General features: G+C 62.0%; 6 protein-coding genes. 3 read left to right on the forward strand and 3 right to left on the reverse strand.

Annotated features, from left to right (window positions below; genetic code table 11):
• Window positions 1-33: 33 nt before the first annotated feature.
• On the reverse strand, window positions 34-1,404 hold the full coding sequence (locus AWB78_RS33445; protein WP_062610908.1) for an ABC transporter substrate-binding protein: 1,371 nt from the start codon (window positions 1,402-1,404) through the stop codon (window positions 34-36).
• A 223-nt stretch (window positions 1,405-1,627) separates the two neighbouring features.
• Between AWB78_RS33445 and AWB78_RS33450 the strand changes: the two genes are divergently transcribed.
• Together AWB78_RS33450 and AWB78_RS33455 are read left to right on the forward strand one after the other, a co-directional pair.
• Window positions 1,628-2,749 (forward strand): ABC transporter ATP-binding protein, encoded by a 1,122-nt coding sequence (locus AWB78_RS33450; protein WP_062610909.1) that lies wholly within the window; start codon window positions 1,628-1,630, stop codon window positions 2,747-2,749.
• Window positions 2,750-3,134: 385 nt separating this feature from the next.
• Entirely contained in the window at window positions 3,135-4,007 is an 873-nt protein-coding gene (locus AWB78_RS33455) for an EAL domain-containing protein (RefSeq protein WP_062610910.1), read from the forward strand.
• 165 nt (window positions 4,008-4,172) lie between these two features.
• On the opposite strand, the gene AWB78_RS33460 is transcribed toward AWB78_RS33455, so the two are convergent.
• A complete protein-coding gene (locus AWB78_RS33460) occupies window positions 4,173-4,469 on the reverse strand; it encodes a DUF4148 domain-containing protein (RefSeq protein WP_062610911.1) in 297 nt (98 codons plus the stop codon).
• Between the two features lie 108 nt (window positions 4,470-4,577).
• Window positions 4,578-5,021, reverse strand: coding sequence for a MarR family winged helix-turn-helix transcriptional regulator (locus tag AWB78_RS33465; protein WP_062610912.1), 444 nt, complete (start codon window positions 5,019-5,021; stop codon window positions 4,578-4,580).
• A 130-nt stretch (window positions 5,022-5,151) separates the two neighbouring features.
• Here AWB78_RS33465 and AWB78_RS33470 point away from each other — a divergent pair, with 130 nt between their 5' ends.
• A complete protein-coding gene (locus AWB78_RS33470; protein ID WP_062610913.1) occupies window positions 5,152-6,693 on the forward strand; it encodes a DHA2 family efflux MFS transporter permease subunit in 1,542 nt (513 codons plus the stop codon).
• Window positions 6,694-7,189 lie beyond the last annotated feature (496 nt).

Below are 7,189 nucleotides of genomic sequence, written 5' to 3' on the forward strand. Positions count from 1 at the left end.
GCCTCCGGTTCCTGGTAACTTTCTTGATGCGATTTACTTCAGCAAAGGCTTCTTGCCGTCGTAATAGCCCGCCTTCTTCAGGATGTCCTCGGTCTTCTGACCGATGGTCTGCGCGCCCTCCTTCACCGTCACCTGGCCGAGCATCATCTTGCTGCCCCATTCGCCGATGACTTCCGACACCGCCGGCCATTCCGGGAAGCGCGGACGATAATCCGGCACGCCGCCCTGCCACGATTCGACCATCGGCTTCACGAACGGATACTTGTCCTGCACGGCCTTGTCCTGATACACCGCCGTGCGCGCCGGCACGCCGCCCGCTTCGAGGTAAGGCTTGGCCATTGCCTCGGACGTGATCCATTGAATGAAGAGCCACGAAGCAGCCTGCTTCTTCGCGTTCGACTTCGCGTTCACCGCGAGCGAGAAGCCGCCGAGCGCGGGCTTCAGACCCGCCGGGCCCTTCGGCTCGGTCGTGATCGCGAGACAGTTGCCGAGCTTCGACTTGCTCGGATCGGTCAGTGTCGGATAGAAGGCGGACCATTCGGTGATCATCGCCACCTGCCCTTGCGCGAGCGCATTCACCGCTTCGGCGTGATCGAAGTCGACGATGCCCGGCGGCATGAACTTCATCAGCTTCTGCCGATAGTCCAGGCCCGCCTGCGATTGCGGCGACATCAGGTTGGACTTGAACTTCGCATCCAGCAACGAGCCGCCGTTGGGCCACAACACGCGCATGAAGCTGTCCGCCGATTGCGTCTCGCCGCGCCGCGATTGCAGCGCGAACGCGAACTTGTCGCCCTTCGTGAGCTTCGGCGCGTAGGTGTTGAGAAGATCGTCCCAGGTCTTCGGCGGCTCGTCGAAGCCCGCGTCCTTCAACATGCACTTGTTGTAGAACATGAGGCCCGAATAGTTATCGAACGGCAGGCCATACGTGACCTTGTCCCACGTGCCGAACGAATCGAGGAGAATCGGGAAGAAGCCCTTGAGGTTGAGGTTCGGGTCCGCGAGCTTGGGATCGTCGGTGAACTTCTTGATGGGCACGAGCCACTTGTTGCTCGCGAACTCGCCGATCCACACGACATCGACGAGCACAATGTCCTGATCGCCGCCGCCGACGAAATTGAGCACTTCCTTCTCGCGCGTGTTCTCGTAGGGAATCACTTCCCAACGAACCTTGATGCCGGTCTCTTTCTCGAACTGCGGGATCAGTTGTTGCGCGGCCTTGTAGCCGGGACGATCGAGAAAAATGGCCTTGATCGTGGTGCCCGAGTAGGGCTGCGCCGCTTCCTTCAAGGTCCAGGCCTGCGCATTCGATGCGGCGAACGCCGCGCTCGCCGCCAATAGCGCGATTGCCGCGGCGTGTTTGATCGGGCCGGGCTGCATGGCCGGGATGAAGCGCTTCTTCATGCCTGTCTCCTTGGTTTTCTTCGAGCGGGTACGGCTGACGGATTCGGTTCTTTCCTGCTTCCTTCCTGCTTTTGCAGCGCTCGCGCGCTTCGAAACATGCGCGTCGTTTCACTTGTAATTTCGGTTTTACAATTGTATATTTTGGCGCGAACAGGTTGTCAAGAACAAAAATCGACGATGCATCCGATGCTGCGCTGCCGCAGCAGCGAACTGGAGACAACGTATGAGCGCAGTTCATCTGCAGCAGATTCGCAAGGCCTTTGCGGGCGTCGACGTGCTGAAGGGCGTCGACATCGAAGTGACCGATCGCGAGTTCATGGTCTTCGTCGGTCCTTCGGGTTGCGGAAAATCCACCTTGCTGCGCACCATTGCCGGCCTCGAACGCAGCGACTCAGGGCAAGTGCTGATTGGCGGCGAGGACGTCACCGAGCTGGAGCCATCGCAGCGCGGCGTCGCGATGGTGTTTCAGTCGTATGCGCTGTATCCGCACATGTCGGTGTACGAAAACATCGCGTTCGGGCTGCGCATGCTCAAGTTGCCCGAAGCGCAGATCAAGGAGCGCGTGCATCGCGCGGCGGAAATCCTGCAGATCGGCCAGTTGCTCGAGCGGCGACCGCGTGCGCTGTCGGGCGGGCAGCGTCAGCGGGTGGCAATCGGCCGTTCGATCGTGCGCGAGCCGAGAGTCTTTCTCTTCGACGAACCGCTCTCCAATCTCGATGCCGCCTTGCGTGTGCAGATGCGCCTCGAGCTCATCAAGCTGCACAAGCAGCTCAACGCGACGATGATCTACGTCACGCACGACCAGACCGAAGCCATGACCATGGCCGATCGCATCGTCGTGCTGAATCACGGGCGCGTCGAGCAGATCGGTTCGCCGCTCGAGCTGTATCGCACGCCGCACAATCGCTTCGTCGCCGGCTTCATCGGCTCGCCGAAAATGAACTTCATGGATGTGCGCGTGATGCGCGTCGATGCCGCGGGCGTCACGATCGAACTGCCCGGCGGCGTGCCGCTCACGCTGCCGTTCGCCGCTTCGTCGGTGAAAGCGGGCGAGACGCTCACGCTCGGCATTCGGCCCGAGCATTTGATCGAAGCAGGCGGCGGCGATATCGACAGCGGTCTCACCGGCGAAGTCATGGTGATCGAGCATCTCGGCGGTGAAACGCTGCTGCATGTGCGTCTGCCGAATGAACTCGTGATTCAGGTGAAAGGGTCGGGGGAATCGACTGCGGTCGAGGGGCAGCGCCTCAACGCGGGCTTCAGCATTCGTCACGTGCATCTGTTCCGCGAGGACGGCAGCGCGCTCGAACGCATGCGGCCCGTGGCGGAGACGGCGGCGGTCTGACGGCTGTCGCGAGCGCGGCGCATACATTCAAAAGACGCCTCAGCAGTACTTGTTATCGCACCTTGCGCTCGCTCGACAGTAGTCGGGATTACAAATATTCCAGAGTTCGTCTGTACAAAACTGCAAAGCGGCCTGTCGGCGCAACGCCGTGCGATATCGCTTTATGTGCGCCACCCCACAAATCCCGTAACACATTGCGGATTCGTTATGTAACCCTGACCGCGATGTAGCGCGCTGTCGCACGATCGTGATAGCCGGAAACCGCGTGCAAACGCTATCGGGCCGCATCGGCCGACGCAGCGCGCATCGAGAGGCACGGGGACAGCGGATCTGGCACGACTCGTGCAACCGCATCCACGACCAACAGGGAGGGGATGGCGAGAGCATGAAAGGAACGACTAACGGCTCATCTGCACCGAAAGCCGCGCCGAACTCAGATCATGCATTCAGGCATCGCGTGCTCGCAGGCCTCAAGGCCGGAGAATTCTGCATCGCCTATCAGGGAATCTACCGAGTCGACAGTGGCGAGCTCGCCCAAATGGAGGCGCTTATCCGCTGGCGTCATCCGGAGCACGGCGTATTGCTGCCAGGCGCATTCAGCGAGGCGTTCGGTGACGCCGACATCATGGGCGAACTCACGTGGTTCGTGCTGGATGCCGTTGCGTCGGAAATCGACGCCTGGCGCGCACGCGGCGGCGCGCACTATTCCGTGGCCGTGAACGTGCCGCCATCGGTTGCGGCGCTGCCCGACTTCGCCGAACGCATGGAGAAGATCTGCCGTGCGCGCGGCGTCACGCCGGATTGCATCGAGCTCGAATTGCTGGAGAGCGAGGATCTCACGCGCATGCCGTCCATGCCGAAGGTGGTGCGGCGTCTGAAGAACAAGGGCGTGAGCGTCGCGATGGACGATTTCGGTACCGGCTACTCGTGTCTCGCCGCGCTCGGGCCGATCGACTTCAGGACGGTGAAGATCGCGAAGGAGCTGCTTTCCAGGGCACCGCGCTGCCCGAATGCGTGCCTGGTGTTCTCATCGGTGCTGACGCTCCTCACGCGGCTGAAGGTGGCGATCGTCGTCGAAGGTGTCGAGACGGCCGCGCAGGCGCAGTGGATTGCGCAATGGCCGCATGTCCTCGCACAAGGCTTCTTTCTCGCGCGGCCCGCGTTCGGCATCGACAACGTGCCCGGCGCGCGCCTTGCACATTCGATGACGCGACGCGCGCCGTCGCGCCGCGACGTGCCGCTCGCCGACGCGGCGTGAAGGACGAAGTAACCGGACGCGTTCGTCGAATAGTCCCGTCGTGAAGGGTCTCTGGCCGCCCTCGTAAAGCCGGGAATTGGCCGGCGCGCGCTGTAAACGCCGGTTTTTTCATAGGCCGGAAGCACGTCGGATCCGGCGCGCATGTCGGCTGCGGCGGTGTCGATATCACGGCGTCGACGCCGGCGCGGGCTTGCCGGCCTTCTGCGCATTGATCTTCGACTGCGCGTTCTGCAGATTCTGCGGATAGTCGGTCTGCTCGCCGGCCGGGTTATAGCCGTTCTTCTCCAGCTCCTTCAGCTCCGCATTCTTCTTCTCGCGCGCCGCCTTACGCTCGGCTTTCTTGACCTGCTTCGGCGTGGACGCCGCCGTGTCCTGCGCCTGTGCGACGGGCACGACGACGAACGCCGACAGACACAGCGCGGTCATGGCGATGACGGCCGGCGGTGCGGTGCGTTTGTTCATGATCGATCTTCTCCGGATGGATGGCGACGTTCTGCAACGGCAGTTGCGAGGACCGCGTCAGCAATAAGCGATCCATGCGGCGGCACGTTGGCACGGCTCGCCGAACCCTCAGCGATCGACGATACGGCTCAGATTGCCGCGCACGCGCTGCAGGAGCGCGATCAGCTGCTCGCTTTCCTGGCGGCTGAAGCCCGCGAGCGCCTCCGACGTGATTTCGTCGCCGACGCGGCGCGCGCGGTCGAGCGCCTTCTCGGCCTTCGCGGTCATGCGGACCTGACGCTCGCGGCGATCGTCGGGATTCAGACGGCGCTCGATCCAGCCGCCCTCCTCCATGCGGTCGAGCAGGCGCCCGGCGGAAATCGGCGCGACTTCGAGCAGCCCGGCGAGCCGCGCCTGATTCACTTCGCCGTAATGCGAGAGATACGCGAGCACGCGGCACTGCGCGCGCGTGAGATTGAGCGATGACTTCGCGAGTTCATCGAACCGGTTGCCGCACAGGCGGTCCACGTCCGCGACCAGGAAGCCGAAGCGTTTGTCGAGTTGGGTTTCCATCGCGCGATTATATGGAAGAGCTTTCGGTGCGTGTATGTGCGCGGACCCGTAATCGTCCGCATTGCGCTGTATAATAAGCCTGCTTATCATCACTGTACTTATTAAAACCGCCGCCAGACGGCCGTATCCCATGTCCTCCGAAGTCTCCACGGAACGCGCCGCGGCGCCCCTCAATCGCGGCATGCTGACCGTCTCGATCATGCTCGCGACGCTGATTCAGACGCTCGACAGCACCATCGCCAATGTGGCGCTGCCGCATATGCAGGGCAGCCTGTCGGCGTCGCAGGATGAGATCACGTGGGTGCTCACTTCGTACATCGTCGCGGCGGCGATCGCGACGCCGCTCACCGGCTGGCTTTCGGATCGGCTGAGCGTGAAAAAGCTGCTGTGCATTTCGATCGCGGGCTTCACGGTGGCGTCGGCGTTTTGCGGGCTGTCGGAGACGCTCACACAGATCGTCGCGTCGCGCTTGTTGCAGGGCATATTCGGGGCGTCGCTGGTGCCGCTGTCGCAATCGATCCTGCTCGACATCAATCCGCGCGAGAAACAAGGCCAGGCGATGGCGGTGTGGGGCATGGGCGTGATGGTCGGGCCGATTCTCGGTCCGACGCTCGGCGGCTGGCTCACCGACAGCTACAACTGGCGCTGGGTGTTTTTCATCAACGTGCCGATCGGCGCGTTCGCGCTCTTTGGCGTGATGAGTTTCCTGCCGACGCAGGTCGCGCGACGCGCGGTGAAGTTCGACGCCTTCGGCTTCGCGACGCTCGGCCTTGCCATCGGCGCGTTCCAGGCGATGCTGGATCGCGGCGAGCAGCTCGACTGGTTCGGGTCGATCGAGATTCGCATCGAGGCGGTGCTCGCGGCGCTGAGCTTCATCTTCTTCATCGCGCATACGGCGACGGCCGGCGCGCGCTCGTTCTTCAAGTACGAGTTGTTGAAGGATCGCAACTTCGCGACGGGCACGTGCTTCATCTTCGTGATCGGCGCGGTGATGTACGCGACGCGCGCGCTATTGCCGCCGATGCTGCAAAACCTGATGAACTATCCGGTCGCGACGACGGGCCTCGTCACGGCGCCGAGCGGCGCGGGCACGATGGTCGCGATGCTCGTCGCGGGGCGGCTTCTGAAACATGTCGATGCGCGTTTGCTGCTGCTTTCGGGCTTTCTGATTTCCGCATTCGCGCTCTGGCAGATGATGCATTACACGATCGTGCTGTCGGCATCGGATATCGTGTGGCCGGGGGTGATTCAGGGCTTCGGGCTGGGCCTCGTGTTCGTGCCGCTGTCGGCGCTGACGTTTTCGACGCTCACGCCCGAATTGCGCGCCGATGGGACGGCTACGTATAGCCTCATGCGCAATATCGGCAGCAGTATCGGGATTTCGATCGTGCAGACGCTGATGACGCGGAACACGCAAGTCGCGCATGCGGACCTGGCGGCGCAGGTGACGCCTTTCAATCCTGCGGTGCAGGCGATGGTGTCGGGGGGGTCTGTGCAGGACATGGCCGTGCTCAATCAGACCATTACGCAGCAGGCTTCCATGATCGCTTATCTCAATGACTTCAAGTTGATGTTTGTCGCGACGTTGCTCGTGGTGCCATTGTTGGTCTTGATTCGCCCGGCGAAAAGCGCTTCTTCCGATGAGTCGGTTGCGCATGCGGCTATGGATTGAATGTTTTTTTGCTTTCGGGTGCGTTTTTTGTTTTTCGGGCGCTTCTATGGACTTCCTGTAGTCGCGTCGGTTTATTTGCGTTGCCCCTATGCGGGGCGGCAGTCACTTTCTTTGCTGCTGCAAAGAAAGTAACCAAAGAAACAGCTATCCCCAGCCTAAGCACTTCAGGCCGGCCCCGGCACAGAAGAACTCTCGTGGTCCGGCAGTAGCGAGTGCCCTCGTAGGCCTCACCGGGCTTGGATCGCGCACGGTCTGTCACATCGCGCCACTCAACTGACTGGTAAGGCGCGTATGGCTCCGGCCCGCTTCGCGGCCGACCGGTCAATCGGGTCTGCTTGTGCTTCCTTGCTTGCGCTGTCATCTAACTGTATCGGGCCACGCACGTCGGGAAACCTAATTTCGCGTCGGTTTATTTGCGTTGCCCCTGTGCGGGGCGGCAGTCACTTTCTTTGCTGCTGCAAAGAAAGTAACCAAAGAAACAGCTATCCCCATCCTA

This window comes from Caballeronia calidae, from assembly GCF_900044055.2.
Lineage (GTDB): Bacteria > Pseudomonadota > Gammaproteobacteria > Burkholderiales > Burkholderiaceae > Caballeronia > Caballeronia calidae.